Consider the following 17,585-nt stretch of genomic DNA (forward strand, 5'->3'; position numbering starts at 1 on the left):
TTCATGGAAAAGACCAAGCAGATTGCACCTTCCGCGGTGCCGCGCCATGTCGCGATCATCATGGATGGTAATAATCGCTGGGCGAAAAAACGCTTTATGCCGGGTGTCGCCGGGCATAAAGCGGGTGTGGATGCGGTGCGTGCAGTCATTGAGGTGTGCGCCGAGGCAGGGGTCGAAGTATTGACCCTGTTCGCGTTCTCCAGCGAGAACTGGCAGCGCCCGGCCGATGAAGTCAGTGCCTTGATGGATCTGTTCTTCAAGGCATTGCGTCGTGAGGCCAAGCGCCTCAACGACAACAACATCAGCTTGCGTATCATTGGCGACCGCTCGCGCTTCCACCCGGAGCTCCAGGCCGCCATGCGTGAAGCCGAGGCCATGACGACCGGCGCCAATCGCTTCGTCCTGCAGATCGCCGCCAACTACGGCGGTCAGTGGGATATCGCTCAAGCCGCACAGCGTCTGGCGCGTGAAGTCCAGGCCGGGCATCTGCGGCCGGAAGACATTACCCCGGAACTGCTGCAAACCTGCCTGGCCACCGGCGACCTGCCGTTGCCGGACTTGTGCATCCGTACCGGTGGCGAGCATCGCATCAGTAACTTCCTGCTGTGGCAGCTGGCCTACGCCGAGTTGTACTTCTCCGACCTGTTCTGGCCGGACTTCAAACACGATGCCATGCGCAATGCGCTGGCCGATTTCGCATCTCGCCAGCGCCGCTTCGGTAAAACGAGCGAGCAGGTCGAGGCTGGAGCCCGGGTTTAATGCTTAAACAACGAATCATCACCGCGCTGATCCTGCTGCCGATTGCCCTGGGTGGGTTTTTTCTGCTGGAGGGTTCCGCTTTTGCGCTGTTCATCGGCCTGGTCGTAACCCTGGGCGCCTGGGAATGGGCGCGCCTGGCCGGTTTCGCTGCGCAAGCGTTTCGTGCCGGCTATGCCGCCGTCGTCGCCTTGATGCTGTTCGTCATGTACATCCTGCCCGGCCTTGCGCCCTGGGTGTTGGGGGCTTCGGTGCTCTGGTGGGCGCTGGCGACTTACCTGGTGCTGACCTACCCGCGCTCCAGTGAGCATTGGGCGAGCGCCGCCTGCAAGCTGCTGATCGGCCTGTTGATCCTGTTGCCGGCCTGGCAAGGCCTGGTGCAGATCAAGCAGTACCCGCTGGGCAACTGGTTGATCATGGCGGTGATGGTGCTGGTCTGGGGCGCGGATATCGGTGCCTATTTCTCCGGACGTGCGTTTGGCAAGCGCAAGCTGGCGCCGCAGGTCAGCCCGGGCAAAAGCTGGGAAGGCGTGTACGGTGGCCTGGCCCTGAGCCTGGTGATCACCACCCTGGTTGCCCTGGTGCGCGACTGGACGGTGGCCGAATTGTTCAAGGGGCTGATCGGCGCCGCGCTGATCGTGTTCGTCTCGGTGGTGGGTGATCTCACCGAAAGCATGTTCAAGCGCCAGTCCGGGATCAAGGACAGCAGCAACCTGCTGCCGGGGCATGGCGGCGTGCTGGATCGCATCGACAGTCTGACCGCGGCGATCCCGGTATTTGCCGTACTGTTGTGGATGGCTGCACCATGAGCCGTCCTCAGCAGATTACCGTCCTCGGGGCGACCGGCTCGATCGGTCTGAGCACCCTGGATGTCATCGCCCGCCACCCTGAGCGCTACCAGGTCTTCGCCTTGAGCGGTTTCACTCGCCTGAGCGAGCTGCTGGCGCTGTGCGTGCGTCACGCCCCGCGGTTTGCCGTGGTGCCTGAGGCCGCTGCTGCCCGCGGCTTGCAGGATGACCTGCGCGCTGCCGGTCTTGCCACTCGCGTGCTGGTGGGGGAGGAGGGGTTGTGCCAGGTGGCTGCCGACCCTGAGGTTGATGCGGTCATGGCGGCCATCGTCGGCGCCGCAGGCCTGCGCCCGACCCTGGCGGCCGTCGAGGCCGGCAAGAAGATCCTCCTGGCCAACAAGGAGGCGCTGGTCATGTCCGGCGCCTTGTTCATGCAGGCCGTGCGCAAAAGCGGCTCGGTATTGCTGCCGATCGACAGTGAGCACAACGCGATTTTCCAATGCATGCCCCGGGATTTTGCCCGTGGCCTGGAACCGGTCGGCGTACGCCGGATCCTGCTGACCGCTTCTGGCGGTCCGTTCCGGCAGACGCCCATCGCCGAGCTGGCGCATGTTTCACCCGAGCAGGCCTGTGCCCACCCTAACTGGTCCATGGGGCGCAAGATCTCGGTCGATTCGGCCAGCATGATGAATAAAGGGCTTGAACTGATCGAGGCCTGCTGGCTGTTCGATGCCAAGCCGTCCCAGGTTGAAGTGGTGATCCACCCGCAAAGCGTGATTCATTCGCTGGTCGACTACATCGATGGTTCGGTATTGGCCCAGTTGGGTAACCCGGACATGCGCACGCCGATCGCCAACGCGCTGGCCTGGCCGGAGCGAATCGACTCGGGCGTGCCGCCGCTGGACCTGTTTGCCGTCGCGCGCCTGGACTTCCAGGCCCCCGACGAAGATCGATTCCCGTGCCTGCGACTGGCGCGCCAGGCAGCGGAGGCGGGTAACAGCGCTCCGGCGATGTTGAATGCGGCAAATGAAGTCGCTGTCGCGGCCTTTCTCGACGGACGGGTTCGTTACCTGGAAATCGCGAGTATCATCGAGGAAGTCCTCAATCTCGAACCTGTGGTTGCAGTGAATGATCTTGAGGCGGTGTTCACGGCGGATGCCAAGGCGCGTTTGCTGGCTGAACAATGGTTGAGTCGTCAAGGGCGGTAAGTGCTGCGATGCAGGACTGGATAGGAATGCGGAGAAAATAGATGAGCGCGCTCTATATGATTGTCGGCACCCTGGTCGCTTTGGGCGTGCTGGTTACCTTCCACGAGTTCGGCCATTTCTGGGTCGCGCGTCGCTGTGGGGTCAAGGTGCTGCGTTTCTCCGTGGGCTTCGGCATGCCGCTGCTGCGCTGGCACGACAAGAAGGGTACCGAATTCGTGGTGGCTGCCATTCCATTGGGTGGCTACGTGAAGATGCTCGACGAGCGTGAAGGTGAAGTGCCGGCCGATCAGCTCGAGCAATCCTTCAACCGCAAAACCGTGCGCCAGCGCATTGCTATCGTGGCGGCGGGGCCGATTGCCAACTTCTTGCTGGCAATGGTTTTTTTCTGGGCGTTGGCGATGCTCGGCACCGAGCAGGTGCGCCCGGTCATCGGCGCTGTCGAGTCCGGTAGCCTGGCTGCCAAGGCGGGCCTGAACGCAGGTCAGGAAATCGTTGCCATCGACGGCGAGCCCACTTCCGGCTGGGCTGCGGTCAATCTGCAACTGGTCCGTCGCCTGGGTGAAAGCGGTTCCCTGCAGCTGCTGGTTCGCGAGCAGGGCACTACAGTGGATTCGCCGCGCGAGCTGGTGTTGGACAACTGGCTCAAAGGTGCCGATGAACCTGATCCGATTCGTTCCCTGGGCATTCGCCCGTGGCGCCCGGCATTGCCGCCCGTCCTGGCTGAACTGGATTCCAAAGGCCCGGCCCAGGCCGCCGGCCTGAAGACCGGTGACCGCCTGTTGGCGCTCGATGGCAAGGCCGTGGATGACTGGCAGCAGGTCGTCGATATCGTTCGTATGCATCCTGATACCAAAATCATGCTGCGGGTGGAGCGTGACGGTGCTCAAATCGACGTTCCTGTGATGTTGGCTGCCCGTGGCGAAAAAAAGGCACCCAGTGGTTACCTGGGGGCAGGGGTAAAAGCTGTCGATTGGCCACCAGAGATGATTCGCGAAGTCAGTTTCGGGCCGTTGGCAGCCGTGGGGGAAGGGGCTCGACGCACCTGGACGATGAGCGTGCTGACCCTCGATTCGCTGAAGAAAATGTTGTTCGGCGAGCTCTCGGTAAAAAACTTGAGTGGACCGATAACCATTGCTAAAGTGGCGGGCGCTTCGGCCCAGTCGGGTGTCGCTGATTTCCTGAATTTCCTTGCTTATCTGAGTATTAGCCTGGGGGTTCTGAATTTGCTGCCCATTCCTGTGCTGGATGGGGGGCATTTGTTGTTTTATCTGATCGAGTGGGCGCGTGGTCGTCCCTTGTCGGATCGGGTGCAAGGTTGGGGGATACAGATCGGCATCAGTTTGGTGATCGGGGTGATGTTGCTTGCTCTGGTTAATGATCTGGGTCGACTGTAACGCTTCGCTGAATTGCGAATCTGCCGCATTTTGCGGCAGTTTTTATTGCCAGTTGGAATAAGAAAGGACTTCATGAAACGTCTGCTGCTAACTGCGGTTCTCACCGTATTGATGATCGCCGAAGTTCACGCCGAGTCCTTCACTATCTCTGATATTCGCGTCAATGGCCTCCAGCGGGTCTCCGCGGGTAGCGTCTTTGGTGCTTTGCCGTTGAACGTCGGTGAACAGGCGGATGATCGACGCCTGGTGGAGTCCACTCGTGCGCTGTTCAAAACCGGGTTCTTTCAAGATATCCAACTGGGCCGCGATGGCAACGTCCTGGTTATCACGGTAGTCGAGCGTCCGTCGGTTGCCAGTATCGAGATCGAAGGCAACAAGGCGATCTCCACCGAAGACCTGATGAAGGGTCTCAAGCAATCCGGCCTGGCCGAAGGCGAGATCTTCCAACGCGCCACCCTCGAAGGCGTACGTAACGAACTGCAGCGCCAGTACGTCGCCCAGGGTCGCTACTCGGCTACCGTCGACACTGAAGTGATCCCGCAGCCGCGCAACCGCGTCGGCTTGAAGGTCAACATCAACGAAGGCACCGTTGCCGCTATCCAGCACATCAACGTGGTAGGCAACACGGTCTTCCCTGATGAAGACCTGATCGACCTGTTCGAACTCAAGACCACCAACTGGCTGTCGTTCTTCAAGAACGATGACAAGTACGCCCGTGAAAAACTCTCCGGTGACCTGGAGCGCCTGCGTTCCTACTACCTGGACCGCGGCTACATCAACATGGACATCGCTTCGACCCAGGTGTCCATCACGCCGGACAAGAAGCACGTCTACATCACCGTCAACATCAACGAAGGTGACAAGTACACCGTTCGTGACGTGAAGCTCAGCGGCGACCTGAAAGTCCCTGAAGACCAGGTCAAGTCCCTGCTGCTGGTACAGAAAGGCCAGGTGTTCTCGCGCAAGCTGATGACCACCACGTCTGAACTGATCACTCGTCGCCTGGGTAACGAGGGCTACACCTTCGCCAACGTCAATGGCGTGCCTCAGCCCCACGATGACGACCACACGGTAGACATCACCTTCGCTGTCGATCCAGGCAAGCGTGCCTACGTGAACCGCATCAACTTCCGTGGCAACACCAAGTCCGAAGACGAAGTGCTGCGTCGCGAAATGCGCCAGATGGAAGGCGGCTGGGCCTCGACCTACCTGATCGACCAATCCAAGACCCGTCTGGAGCGTCTGGGCTTCTTCAAGGAAGTCAACGTTGAAACCCCGGCTGTACCGGGTGTCGATGACCAGGTTGACGTCAACTACAGCGTTGAAGAGCAGGCGTCCGGTTCGATTACCGCCAGCGTCGGCTTCGCCCAGAGTGCGGGCCTGATCCTCGGTGGTTCGATCACCCAGAACAACTTCCTCGGCACCGGTAACAAGGTCAGCCTCGGCTTGACCCGCAGCGAATACCAGAGCCGCTACAACTTCGGTTACGTTGACCCCTACTGGACTGCCGATGGCGTCAGCCTGGGCTACAACGCGTTCTACCGTACGACTGACTACGATGACCTCGACGTCGACGTAGCCAGCTATGCCGTGGACAGCCTGGGTGCCGGCGTGAGCGTCGGTTATCCGATCAGCGAGACTTCGCGCCTGACCTTCGGCCTGACGGCCCAGCAGGACGAGATCAAGACCGGTGTGTATACCGTCGACGAGATCTTCGATTTTGTTAACAAGGAAGGCGACAAGTACCTGAACTTCAAGGCTTCGGCCGGTTGGTCCGAGTCCACCCTGAACAAGGGCGTACTGGCGACCCGTGGTCATTCCCAGAGCCTCGTGCTGGAATCCACGGTTCCAGGCAGCGACCTGTCGTTCTTCAAGCTCGACTACCGTGGCCAGTTGTTCCAGCCACTGAGCGACAACTACACCATGCGCCTGCATACCGAACTGGGTTATGGCGATGGTTACGGTTCGACCGATGGCTTGCCATTCTATGAAAACTACTATGCTGGTGGTTTCAACTCGGTTCGTGGCTTCAAGGACAGCACCCTGGGTCCTCGCAGTACGCCAAGTACCGGCAAGAACCCTGGCACTGCGCTCGACCCGGACCAGGATCCGCTGCCGTTCGGTGGTAACGTCCTGATCCAGGGTGGTGTTGAAGTCCTGTTCCCGCTGCCGTTCGTCAAGGACCAGCGTTCCCTGCGTACCTCGGTATTCTGGGATGTGGGTAACGTATTCGACTCATCGTGCTCTGATTCCACCAACGCTGATGGCACGAAGTCCAACACCAAGTGCAACGACATCAGTCTGAGCAATATGGCCAGTTCCGTCGGTGTGGGTGTGACCTGGGTCACCGCACTGGGTCCTTTGAGTTTCGCGCTGGCGATGCCAGTCAAGAAACCGGATGACGCTGAAACTCAAGTGTTCCAATTCTCCCTCGGTCAGACGTTCTAAGCGTCTGCCCCAAGATAACGACAATGGATTTTGTAGGAGTGCATCGTGCGTAAGTTGACTCAATTGGTTCTCCTGGCTTCCGTACTGGTTGCAGGTCCGGCATTTGCCGACATGAAAATCGCCGTCCTGAACTATCAGATGGCTCTGCTGGAATCCGATGCGGCCAAGAAATACGCCGTGGATGCCGAGAAGAAATTCGGTCCTCAGCTGAGCAAGCTCAAGACGCTGGAAAGCAGCGCCAAGGGTATCCAGGATCGCCTGATGGCCGGTGGCGACAAAATGCAGCAAGGCGAGCGTGAGCGTCTGGAGCTTGAATTCAAGCAAAAGGCCCGTGACTTCCAGTTCCAGTCCAAGGAACTGAACGAAGCCAAAGCCGTTGCCGACCGTGAAATGCTGAAGCAGCTCAAGCCGAAACTGGACAGCGCTGTGGAAGAAGTCATCAAGAAAGGTGCTTTTGACCTGGTCTTCGAGCGTGGTGCAGTGATTGATGTCAAACCTCAGTACGACATCACGCGCCAGGTTATCGAGCGCATGAATCAGCTGAAGTAATCCATGACAGTGACCATTAAGCTCGGCCAGCTGGCCGAGTTCCTCGGCGCCACGCTACGTGGCGACCCGGAGAAAGCAATTACTGGGCTAGCCACCTTGCAGGAGGCTGGCCCAGCTCAGTTGAGCTTTCTCGCAAACCCCCAATACCGCAAATACCTGGCAGGCAGTCAGGCGGCAGCGTTGTTGCTCAAGGCCGCTGACGCCGAAGGTTTTGCCGGGGATTGCCTGGTGGTGCCCGATCCTTACGCTGCTTACGCGCGTATTTCCCACCTGTTCGATCCCAAGCCCAAGGCGGCAGCCGGTGTTCATCCGACGGCAGTGATTGCCGCGGATGCGGTGGTCGATCCGGCGGCGAGTATCGGTGCATTTGCGGTGATCGAAAGCGGGGCGCATATTGCTGCCGGTACGACCATTGGTGCGCACTGCTTCATCGGCGCCCGCAGCGTCGTTGGCGAAGGCGGCTGGCTGGCACCGCGCGTCACGCTGTATCACGACGTGCGCGTCGGCAAGCGGGTGGTGATCCAGTCCGGTGCGGTGCTTGGCGGCGAAGGCTTCGGCTTTGCCAACGAGAAAGGCATCTGGCAGAAAATTGCCCAGATCGGTGGTGTCCTGGTCGGCGATGACGTGGAAATCGGCGTGAACACCGCCATTGACCGTGGTGCGCTGGCCGATACCGTCATTGGCAATGGTGTGAAACTCGACAACCAGATCCAGATCGCCCACAACGTTCAGGTCGGTGATCACACCGCCATGGCGGCCTGCGTTGGGATCTCCGGCAGCACTAAAATCGGCAAGCATTGCATGCTCGCCGGTGGCGTAGGGCTGGTGGGGCATATCGATATTTGCGACAACGTTTTCATCACCGGGATGACCATGGTGACCCACTCGATCACCGAGCCGGGTGCCTATTCTTCCGGAACGGCGATGCAGCCAGCCGCCGAGTGGCGCAAAAGCGCGGCCCGTATTCGTCAGCTCGATGACATCGCGCGGCGTCTGCGACAGCTGGAAAAGCAAACTGGGGACGTGACCCCTGGCGGTAATGCTTCATCAGATGGCTGATACCATTTCCATATCAAGTGTGCACAGCCGCTAGACTGCGTCCTTGATTTGCTAGAGGAGTGTGCATCAGTCGCGCGCTCCCAATCTTTACATAGGCTTCCCCCCGAAATGATGGACATCAACGAGATTCGCGAATACCTGCCTCACCGTTACCCGTTCCTGCTGGTGGACCGGGTAGTGGAGCTGGATGTTGAAGGCAAGCGCATTCGCGCCTACAAGAATGTCAGCATCAACGAACCCTTCTTCAATGGTCACTTTCCTGCGCATCCAATCATGCCGGGCGTACTGATCATCGAAGCGATGGCTCAGGCTGCAGGGATCCTTGGTTTCAAAATGCTCGACGTGAAACCCGCCGACGGCACCCTTTATTACTTCGTCGGCTCCGACAAGCTGCGCTTCCGCCAGCCTGTTCTGCCGGGCGACCAGCTGATCCTGGAAGCCAAGTTCATCAGCTGCAAGCGGCAGATCTGGAAGTTCGAGTGCCAGGCTTCGGTCGATGGCAAGCCGGTCTGCTCCGCTGAAATCATCTGCGCGGAACGCAAACTATGAGTTTGATCGACCCTCGCGCAATCATCGATCCGACGGCCGTCCTGGCTGACGGTGTCGAGGTCGGCCCGTGGTCGATCATCGGCGCAGGTGTGGAAATCGGCGAGGGGACCGTGATCGGGCCGCATGTGATTCTCAAGGGCCCGACCCGAATCGGTAAGCACAACCGTATCTACCAGTTTTCCTCGGTAGGTGAGGACACGCCCGATCTGAAATACAAAGGCGAGGAAACCCGCCTGGTGATGGGTGACCACAACGTCATCCGCGAAGGTGTGACGATTCACCGTGGGACCATTCAGGACCGTTCGGAAACCACCCTGGGCGATCACAACCTGATCATGGCCTACGCCCACATCGGTCACGACAGTGTCATCGGCAACCACTGCATCCTGGTCAACAACACGGCGCTGGCCGGCCACGTGCACGTGGAAGACTGGGCGATCCTGTCCGGTTTTACCCTGGTTCACCAGTATTGCCACATCGGTGCCCACAGCTTTTCCGGCATGGGTACCGCGATTGGCAAGGACGTCCCGGCCTATGTCACGGTGTTCGGCAACCCGGCCGAAGCCCGCAGCATGAACTTCGAAGGCATGCGCCGTCGCGGTTTCAGCGAAGACGCGATCCACGCCCTGCGTCGTGCCTACAAGGTGGTCTATCGCCAGGGCCTGACGGTTGAGCAAGCGCTCGCCGAACTGGCCGAATCCTCTGCCCAGTTCCCGGAAGTGGCGGTGTTCCGCGACTCCATACAGTCCTCGACCCGCGGCATCACCCGCTAACCATGGCCAATTTGCGTATTGCGCTGGTGGCGGGCGAGGCTTCCGGCGACATTCTGGGCGCGGGTCTGATGCGCGCGCTCAAGGCTCGCCATCCGGCGGTCGAGTTCATCGGAGTCGGCGGCCCGTTGATGCAGGCCGAAGGCCTGACGTCCTACTTTCCCATGGAACGTCTGTCGGTCATGGGCCTGGTGGAAGTGCTGGGCCGCTTGCGTGAATTGCTGGCGCGCCGAAAAAAGCTGGTGGCTGACCTGATCGCCGCGAAGCCGGACGTGTTCATCGGTATCGATGCCCCGGACTTCAACCTCAACATCGAACTCAAGCTGCGTCAGGCCGGGATCAAGACCGTGCATTACGTCAGTCCATCGGTCTGGGCCTGGCGGCAGAAGCGCGTGCTGAAGATTCGCGAAGGTTGCGACCTGATGCTCACCCTGTTCCCGTTCGAAGCGAAATTCTACGAAGAGAAGGGTGTGCCGGTGCGGTTTGTCGGGCACACCCTGGCCGATGCCATTCCGCTGGAAGCCGATCGCGCTGCGGCGCGGGCCGAACTGGGATTGCCCGACGGGCCGTTGGTGGCGCTGATGCCCGGCAGTCGTGGCGGCGAAGTCGGCCGTCTCGGTGCATTGTTCCTCGATACGGCCCAACGCCTGCGGGCACTGCGCCCCGGTGTGCGGTTTGTCGTGCCTTGTGCCAACCCACAGCGCCGGGCGCAGCTTGAAGAGCTGCTGGCCGGTCGCGATTTGCCGCTGACCTTGCTCGACGGCAAGTCCCATCTGGCTTTGGCAGCCTGCAACGCCGTACTGATTGCCTCGGGGACCGCAACGCTTGAAGCCTTGTTGTACAAGCGGCCGATGGTGGTTGCCTATCGCCTGGCACCGCTGACGTTCTGGATTCTCAAGCGCATGGTGAAGAGCCCGTACGTGTCCTTGCCGAACCTGCTGGCCCAGCGCCTGTTGGTGCCCGAGTTGTTGCAGGACGATGCCACGGTCGAAGCCTTGGCCCAGACCCTGTCGCCGCTGATCGAGGGTGGCGAAGAGCAAACCCGCGGTTTTGATGAAATTCACCGGACCCTTCGTCTGGATGCCTCCAACCAGGCTGCGGATGCAGTGCTGAACCTGATCGACCCAGTAAAATGAGTAAGACAAGCATGCAGATGGGGCTGGATTTCACCTTGGTCGCTGAAGTGGAAGAACTGGTTGCCGGTGTCGACGAAGTCGGTCGCGGCCCGCTATGCGGCGCCGTGGTGACCGCGGCGGTGATTCTTGATCCGAACCGTCCGATCCTCGGGCTGAACGACTCGAAGAAGCTCACCGAAGCCCGGCGCGAAAAACTCTATGACGAAATCTGCGAAAAAGCCCTGAGCTGGTGCATTGCCCGCGCGGAAGTCGAAGAGATCGATGAGCTGAACATCCTCCATGCCACAATGCTGGCCATGCAGCGCGCCATTGCCGGGCTGCACGTCCAGCCGAAACTGGCGATGATCGACGGCAACCGTTGCCCGAAGTTGCCGATGCGTGCCGAAGCGGTGGTGCAGGGCGACGGCAAGGTCCCGGCGATCGCCGCGGCATCGATTCTGGCCAAGGTCAGTCGCGACCGTGAAATGGCTGCTTTCGAATTGATCTACCCGGGTTACGGGATCGGCGGGCACAAAGGCTACCCGACGCCCGTTCATCTGGAAGCGCTGGCACGCCTGGGGCCGACACCGATTCACCGGCGCTCGTTTGCCCCGGTGCGCCTGGCCTATGAGGCCCGAGAGAGTCTCATCGAGTCTTAGTTGCAAGGCTGATTTTTTTCACCAAGGCCCGGTACAATCCGGGCCTTGTTGTTTTCATGACTTAATGCAGGATCACTATGCCGGCTTCATTCGTTCACCTACGCCTGCACACTGAATACTCCCTGGTCGACGGTCTGGTGCGGATCAAGCCGCTGGTCAAGACCCTGGTCGGCATGAACATGCCTGCCGTAGCGGTCACTGACCAGAACAACATGTGTTCCCTGGTCAAATTCTATAAAAACGCCATGGGTGCCGGGATCAAGCCGATCTGCGGCGCCGACCTGTGGTTGTCGAACAAGGATCCGGACAACCCCCTGAGCCGGATCAGCCTGCTGGTGATGAATGCCGCGGGTTATCGCAACCTCACCGAATTGATCTCTCGAGGTTTCATCGACGGTCAGCGCAATGGCTCGATCATCATCGAGCGCGAATGGGTGGCCGAAGCCAGCGACGGCCTTATCATGCTGTCGGCGGCCAAAGAGGGCGAGATCGGCCAGGCCATGCTCAGCGGCAACCCGGACGAAGCGGAAACCCTGGCGCGTGAGTGGATGGCGGTTTTTCCGGATCGTTTCTACCTGGAAATCCAGCGCACCAACCGCCCCAACGATGAAGAGCAACTGCACGGCGCCGTGGCGCTGGCCGAGAAAATCGGCGCACCGCTGGTCGCGACCAACGACGTGCGCTTCATCAAGCAGGAAGATTTCGCCGCCCACGAAACCCGCGTATGCATCGGCGAGGGCCGGGCCCTCGACGATCCGCGCCGCTCGAAGAACTACAGCGATCAGCAGTACCTCAAAAGTGCCGAGGAAATGGCCGAGCTGTTCAGCGACATTCCCGAGGCGCTGGAAAACACCGTCGAGATCGCCAAGCGCTGCAACATCGAAGTCAAGCTGGGCACGCACTTCCTGCCCAACTTCCCGATCCCCGATGGCATGACCATCGACGAATACTTCCGCAAGGTGTCCTTCGATGGCCTCGAAGAGCGGCTGTCCGTCCTGCTGCCCAAGGACACCACCGAGGACTATGAAGCCAAGCGCCAGGTCTATGTCGACCGGCTGAATTTCGAGCTGGATATCATCATCCAGATGGGGTTCCCCGGTTACTTCCTGATCGTGATGGACTTTATCCAGTGGGCCAAGAACAACGGTGTGCCGGTAGGTCCTGGCCGGGGGTCGGGTGCCGGGTCGCTGGTGGCCTATGTGCAGAAGATCACCGACCTCGACCCGCTGGAATATGACCTGCTGTTCGAACGTTTCCTCAACCCGGAACGGGTCTCCATGCCCGACTTCGACGTCGACTTCTGCATGGACGGTCGCGACCGGGTGATCGACTACGTGGCCGAGAAATACGGCCGCAACGCGGTAAGCCAGATCATCACCTTCGGTTCCATGGCGGCGAAGGCTGTGGTCCGCGACGTGGCGCGGGTGCAGGGCAAGTCCTACGGCCTGGCGGATCGCCTGTCGAAGATGATCCCGTTCGAAGTCGGCATGACCCTGGAAAAGGCCTACGAACAGGAAGAAATCCTGCGTGACTTCATCAAGGTCGATGAAGAAGCCGCGGAAATCTGGGAGATGGCCCGCAAGCTTGAAGGCGTTGTGCGTAACGTCGGCAAGCACGCCGGTGGTGTGGTAATCGCACCCACCAAGCTCACTGACTTCTCGCCCATTTATTGCGACGAAGCAGGCGATGGCCTGGTAACCCAGTTCGACAAGGATGACGTCGAAGCCGCCGGCCTGGTGAAGTTCGACTTCCTCGGCCTGCGGACCCTGACGATCATCGACTGGGCGCTGAAGACCATCAACCGCGACCGCGCCAAGGTCAACGAGCCGCCGCTGGACATCGCGTTCATCCCGCTGGACGACAAACCGACCTATTCGCTGCTGCAAAAAGCCGAAACCACAGCGGTGTTCCAGCTTGAATCCCGAGGCATGAAAGAGCTGATCAAAAAGCTCAAGCCCGACTGCCTGGAAGACTTGATCGCACTGGTGGCACTGTTCCGTCCCGGCCCGCTGCAATCGGGCATGGTGGACGACTTCATCAACCGTAAGCACGGTCGCGCGGAACTCGCGTATCCGCACTCGGACTACCAGTACGAAGGCCTCAAGCCAGTATTGGCCCCGACCTACGGCATCATCCTGTATCAGGAACAGGTGATGCAGATCGCCCAGGTCATGGCCGGCTACACCCTCGGTGGTGCGGACATGCTGCGCCGGGCCATGGGTAAGAAAAAGCCCGAGGAAATGGCCAAGCAGCGCGGCGGTTTCATCGAAGGTTGCGCGACCAACAACATCGACGCGGACCTTGCCGGTAACATTTTCGACCTGGTGGAAAAATTCGCCGGTTACGGCTTCAACAAGTCCCACTCCGCCGCCTATGGCCTGGTGTCGTACCAGACCGCGTGGCTGAAAGCGCACTACCCGGCGCCGTTCATGGCCGCGGTACTCTCGGCGGACATGCACAACACCGACAAGGTCGTGACCTTGATCGAAGAAGTGCGCACGATGAAGCTGCGTCTCGACGCGCCGGACGTGAACACTTCCGAGTTCAAGTTCACGGTGAACGACGAAGGCCGGATCATTTATGGCCTTGGCGCGATCAAGGGTGTGGGCGAGGGGCCGGTGGAGGCGATCACCGAAGCGCGGCAGGACGGTCCGTTCAAGGACCTGTTCGATTTCTGCGCCCGGGTCGACCTCAAGCGCATCAACAAGCGCACCCTCGACGGCTTGATCCGCAGCGGTGCGCTGGATCGCCTGGGCCCGTATTTCCACGACGAAGCCAAAGCCTATCAGGCCAATATCGACCGCAACCGTGCGGTACTGCTGACCGCGATGGAAGAGGCGATCAAGGCTGCCGAGCAAACCGCCCGTACCCATGACAGCGGCCATGCCGACCTGTTTGGCGGGCTGTTCGTCGAGGAAGACGCCGACGTCTACGCCAATCATCGCAAGGCCAAGGAACTGACCCTCAAGGAACGGCTCAAGGGCGAGAAAGACACCCTGGGCCTGTACCTGACCGGTCACCCGATCGACGAATACGAAGGCGAAATCCGCCGTTTCGCCCGTCAGCGCATCATCGACCTCAAGCCCGCGCGCGATACCCAGACCGTTGCCGGCATGATCATCGCCCTGCGGGTGATGAAAAACAAAAAGGGCGACAAGATGGGCTTCATCACCCTCGACGACCGTTCGGGGCGGATCGAAGCGTCGTTGTTCGCCGATGCGTTCCATTCCGCGCAATCGCTGTTGCAGACCGATGCGATGGTGGTGGTCGAAGGCGAAGTCAGCAACGACGACTTCTCCGGTGGTCTGCGCTTGCGGGTCAAGCGGGTGATGAGCATGGAGGATGCGCGCACCAACCTGGCCGAGAGCCTGCGCCTGAAGTTGCACGCCAAGGATCTCAAGGGCGATCAGCTACGCTGGCTGGGTGAGCTGTTGAAGCGTCACCGCGGTGCGTGCCCGATCACCATGGACTACACGAGTCCCGATGCGAAAGCCTTGCTGCAGTTCGGCGAAGGCTGGCGAATCGACCCGGCGGATGCGTTGATTCAAGCCCTGCGTGACCAGTTCGGGCGAGACAACGTCTTCCTCCAATACCGTTAACGGTCAGGGTGTCGCTTTTAACTTTGAGCGGGGCCCTGAGCTTGACCAGAATTTAATCTCGACCTGAACGCGCCTGTCCCTTATGGTAGGGCGCGAATAGACAACCGGCCGGCCCAAGCTCTCTTGGACGTCGACCCAAGACGGACGCCTATGAACCCGAATTTTCTAGATTTCGAACAGCCGATCGCCGACCTGCAAGCCAAGATCGAAGAGTTGCGCTTGGTCGGTAATGACAATTCGCTGAATATCGGCGATGAGATTTCCCGCCTGCAGGACAAGAGCAGCACGCTGACCGAGGACATCTTCGGCAAGCTGACCAGCTGGCAGATCGCGCGTCTGGCGCGTCACCCGAAGCGTCCATATACCCTGGACTACATCGAACACATCTTCACCGAGTTCGACGAGCTGCATGGTGACCGTCACTTCTCCGACGACGCCGCCATCGTTGGCGGTATTGCCCGTCTGGAAGACCAGCCAGTAATGGTCATCGGTCACCAGAAAGGCCGCGAAGTGCGCGAAAAGGTTCGCCGCAACTTCGGCATGCCGCGTCCGGAAGGCTACCGCAAGGCCTGCCGCCTGATGGAAATGGCCGAGCGTTTCAAGATGCCGATCCTGACCTTCATCGACACCCCGGGCGCTTACCCTGGCATCGACGCTGAAGAGCGCAACCAGAGCGAAGCGATTGCCTGGAACCTGCGCGTGATGGCTCGCCTGAAAACCCCAATCATCGCCACCGTGATCGGTGAAGGTGGTTCTGGTGGTGCGCTGGCCATCGGCGTTTGCGATCAGCTGAACATGCTGCAGTACTCGACCTACGCGGTGATCTCGCCGGAAGGTTGCGCATCGATCCTGTGGAAAACCGCCGAGAAAGCACCGGACGCCGCTGAAGCCATGGGCATCACCGCCGAGCGCCTCAAGGGCCTGGGCATCGTGGATAAAGTGATCAGCGAGCCACTTGGCGGCGCACACCGTGATCCGGCTGCTGCCGCTGCCTCGATCCGCGCCGAACTGAGCTCGCAACTGGCAATGCTGAAGAAGTTCGACAACGATGCGCTGCTGAAGCGCCGCTATGATCGTCTGATGAGCTACGGTCTCTAACGCGGTACCCCTGTAGGAGCTGCCGCAGGCTGCGATCTTTTGATCTTGATTTTTTAAGATCAAAAGATCGCAGCCCGCGGCAGCTCCTACAGGGTTCCATGAGAAGCGATCAATCTCTATGAATCCTTCGAAGAGTGATCTGCCTTTTCGGCTTTTGCTAAATCTTCAGCCTTGGCGCAATGCTGCACATTGGCACATCGCCTTCTCCGGTGGCCTCGATTCCACCGTCCTCCTGCATCTTCTCGCACACCTCGCCAAATTCCAGTCCCTGCCACCACTGAGCGCCATCCATGTCCATCACGGCCTCCAGGCTGCGGCTGACGCGTGGCCGGATCACTGTCAGTCGGTCTGTGATGCGCTGGGCGTGCCGCTGCAAGTCGTCCGCGTCCAGGTGCAACCCGGCGCAAGCCTTGAGCGTGCAGCCCGCGATGCGCGTTATGCGGCGTTCATTGACGCCACTCAAGCCAATGAAGTCCTGCTGACGGCCCAGCACCGTGACGATCAGGCGGAAACCTTGCTGTTCCGCCTGTTGCGAGGGGCCGGCGTAAGGGGGCTGTCAGGGATGCCACGCCAGCGCCCGTTGGGCAAAGGGCATCTGTTGCGGCCTTTGCTCGATGCTACCCGGGCCGAGCTTGAGGCGTATGCGGCGGAGCATCAATTGAACTGGATCGAGGACCCTTCCAACCAGGACCGGCAATTCTCGCGCAATTACCTGCGTCATCAGGTGTTTCCTGCATTGACCCAGCGCTGGCCGCAGGCGATGGCTTCCATGGCCCGCAGTGCCGCGCATTTGAGCGAGGCGCAGGGGTTGCTGGATGATCTGGCGCAAATTGACTTGAGCCACGCCAGCGCCGCCAGCGAATTCGATTGGCTGAATTTACCCTCGCTGGAATTGGCATCGCTGGAAAAACTCTCCGATGCTCGCCAGCGCAATGCGCTCAGCCACTGGCTCGAACCGCTGACTCAGCTGCCGGATAGCGACCATTGGTCGGGTTGGCTCGATTTGCGCGATGCCACCGGCGACGCCCGGCCGATCTGGCGCCTGGCCGATGGCGAACTGCATCGGGCGGGCGGGCGTATCTGGTGGTTATCCGGTGCCTGGTTGCGCGCGGCTCCAGCGCCTGGCGCATGGCTGGAACCCGCTCAGCCGCTGGCGTTGGCCGACAACGGCATGCTCACGCTCAGTGGGCAAATCCCCGATGGCCCCTTGCAGATCCGCTATCGTGAAGGGGGCGAAGTGATGGAGCTGCCCGGCCGCGGCCATCGCGACTTGAAGCGTTTGCTCAACGAACGTGGGGTGCCGCTGTTCGTGCGCGGCAGATTGCCGCTGCTGTACAAGGGCGAGCAATTGCTGGCGGTGGCTAACCTGGCGGGGCTGGATGGCGAAGCGACGGGTGGCTGGCATTTACATTGGCAACCGCCAGGCGAAGATCAAGGTTTGAGCTGAAAGGGGCTTTCCGGTAGACTACGCTCCCTTCTTGATACAACTTCTGTGGATTCGCCTGAATTGCAGGAGTTGCCGATTACCAAGCAGTCTTTGCTGGGCGATTCCAAAAAATGTGTAGCGAGCAACGAACCGGTGTTTCATTTCCC

At 60.2% G+C, this 17,585-nt stretch carries 14 protein-coding genes; all 14 read left to right on the plus strand.

Annotated features, from left to right (window positions below; all coding sequences use genetic code 11):
• Positions 1 to 3: 3 nt before the first annotated feature.
• A complete protein-coding gene (gene uppS, locus DKB71_RS06295; RefSeq protein WP_408599887.1) occupies positions 4 to 759 on the plus strand; it encodes a polyprenyl diphosphate synthase in 756 nt (251 codons plus the stop codon).
• Entirely contained in the window at positions 759 to 1,565 is an 807-nt protein-coding gene (locus DKB71_RS06300) for a phosphatidate cytidylyltransferase (protein ID WP_274077167.1), read from the plus strand. The genes uppS and DKB71_RS06300 overlap by 1 nt, the downstream gene beginning before the upstream one ends.
• Entirely contained in the window at positions 1,562 to 2,752 is a 1,191-nt protein-coding gene (gene ispC, locus DKB71_RS06305; protein WP_408599888.1) for a 1-deoxy-D-xylulose-5-phosphate reductoisomerase, read from the plus strand. Before DKB71_RS06300 ends, ispC begins: the two co-directional genes overlap by 4 nt.
• Before the next feature lie 41 nt (positions 2,753 to 2,793).
• The gene (gene rseP / locus DKB71_RS06310; RefSeq protein ID WP_408599889.1) at positions 2,794 to 4,146 is read left to right on the plus strand and encodes an RIP metalloprotease RseP; all 1,353 of its coding nucleotides are present in this window, start codon (positions 2,794 to 2,796) and stop codon (positions 4,144 to 4,146) included.
• A gap of 72 nt (positions 4,147 to 4,218) precedes the next feature.
• Positions 4,219 to 6,594 (plus strand): outer membrane protein assembly factor BamA, encoded by a 2,376-nt coding sequence (bamA, locus tag DKB71_RS06315; protein ID WP_274077164.1) that lies wholly within the window; start codon positions 4,219 to 4,221, stop codon positions 6,592 to 6,594.
• Between the two features lie 45 nt (positions 6,595 to 6,639).
• Positions 6,640 to 7,143, plus strand: coding sequence for an OmpH family outer membrane protein (locus tag DKB71_RS06320; RefSeq protein WP_008057318.1), 504 nt, complete (start codon positions 6,640 to 6,642; stop codon positions 7,141 to 7,143).
• Positions 7,144 to 7,146: 3 nt separating this feature from the next.
• The gene (gene lpxD / locus DKB71_RS06325) at positions 7,147 to 8,202 is read left to right on the plus strand and encodes a UDP-3-O-(3-hydroxymyristoyl)glucosamine N-acyltransferase (RefSeq protein WP_408599890.1); all 1,056 of its coding nucleotides are present in this window, start codon (positions 7,147 to 7,149) and stop codon (positions 8,200 to 8,202) included.
• Positions 8,203 to 8,310: 108 nt separating this feature from the next.
• Positions 8,311 to 8,751: a 3-hydroxyacyl-ACP dehydratase FabZ gene (fabZ, locus tag DKB71_RS06330; protein WP_007978374.1), complete on the plus strand. Its 441-nt coding sequence runs from the start codon at positions 8,311 to 8,313 to the stop codon at positions 8,749 to 8,751.
• Positions 8,748 to 9,524 carry an acyl-ACP--UDP-N-acetylglucosamine O-acyltransferase gene (gene lpxA, locus DKB71_RS06335; RefSeq protein ID WP_274077162.1) on the plus strand — a complete coding sequence of 259 codons (777 nt, stop codon included), beginning with the start codon at positions 8,748 to 8,750 and terminating at the stop codon, positions 9,522 to 9,524. The genes fabZ and lpxA overlap by 4 nt, the downstream gene beginning before the upstream one ends.
• A 2-nt stretch (positions 9,525 to 9,526) precedes the next feature.
• Positions 9,527 to 10,657 carry a lipid-A-disaccharide synthase gene (gene lpxB / locus DKB71_RS06340; RefSeq protein WP_272604841.1) on the plus strand — a complete coding sequence of 377 codons (1,131 nt, stop codon included), beginning with the start codon at positions 9,527 to 9,529 and terminating at the stop codon, positions 10,655 to 10,657.
• Positions 10,658 to 10,668: 11 nt separating this feature from the next.
• Positions 10,669 to 11,295: a ribonuclease HII gene (rnhB, locus tag DKB71_RS06345; protein WP_274077213.1), complete on the plus strand. Its 627-nt coding sequence runs from the start codon at positions 10,669 to 10,671 to the stop codon at positions 11,293 to 11,295.
• A 77-nt stretch (positions 11,296 to 11,372) separates the two neighbouring features.
• Complete coding sequence (dnaE, locus tag DKB71_RS06350) at positions 11,373 to 14,894, plus strand: DNA polymerase III subunit alpha (RefSeq protein WP_274077161.1); 3,522 nt, start codon at positions 11,373 to 11,375, stop codon at positions 14,892 to 14,894.
• A gap of 150 nt (positions 14,895 to 15,044) precedes the next feature.
• Positions 15,045 to 15,992: an acetyl-CoA carboxylase carboxyltransferase subunit alpha gene (locus DKB71_RS06355; protein ID WP_274077160.1), complete on the plus strand. Its 948-nt coding sequence runs from the start codon at positions 15,045 to 15,047 to the stop codon at positions 15,990 to 15,992.
• A 118-nt stretch (positions 15,993 to 16,110) separates the two neighbouring features.
• A complete protein-coding gene (gene tilS / locus DKB71_RS06360; protein ID WP_408599891.1) occupies positions 16,111 to 17,439 on the plus strand; it encodes a tRNA lysidine(34) synthetase TilS in 1,329 nt (442 codons plus the stop codon).
• The last annotated feature ends 146 nt before the right edge of the window (positions 17,440 to 17,585 follow it).

This window comes from Pseudomonas sp. PLMAX, assembly GCF_046042685.1.
Classification (GTDB): Bacteria; Pseudomonadota; Gammaproteobacteria; order Pseudomonadales; family Pseudomonadaceae; genus Aquipseudomonas; species Aquipseudomonas putida_AE.